The organism is Bradyrhizobium sp. NBAIM08 (genome assembly GCF_020193935.1).
Taxonomy (GTDB): Bacteria; Pseudomonadota; Alphaproteobacteria; order Rhizobiales; family Xanthobacteraceae; genus Bradyrhizobium; species Bradyrhizobium yuanmingense.
Window position 1 is genome coordinate 1 of the sequence record NZ_JADYVR010001325.1, and the last position, 383, is coordinate 383.

Genomic DNA, 383 nt, shown 5'->3' on the forward strand with positions numbered 1-383 from the left:
TCGTCGACGAGCTCGCCGCCGTTCGACCACACGAACGGCGCCAGGCGGATGATCGACGGCTCGAGCCCGAGGCCGTACCGCTCGCCGTCGCGCAACGCGGCCGCCGCCGCCGTCATGTCGTCCCACGTCCAGCCGGCCGCCGGGACGGGAACGCCGGCCGCCTCGAAGAGGTCCCGGTTGAAATACACGACGAGCGACGAGACGTTCTGCGGGAGGCACACGACCTCGCCGTCGCGGTCACGGAAGGCGTCGACAGCGAGGTCGTACATCGCGTCCTCGGCGAGCACCTCGGAGTCGTCCAGCCGTTCCTGCAGCGGCTCCAGCGCGCCGCTGGCGAGGAATGGTCCCACGAACCGGTAGTTGATGAGGAACAGGTCGGGTGG

The 383-nt window shown here is 70.2% G+C and carries 1 protein-coding gene; it reads right to left on the bottom strand.

Features of this window, described 5'->3' with window-relative positions:
* Window positions 1–383, bottom strand: a 383-nt coding sequence (locus I6F37_RS44740; protein ID WP_225155092.1) for an extracellular solute-binding protein, incomplete at both ends; no start/stop codon positions are given.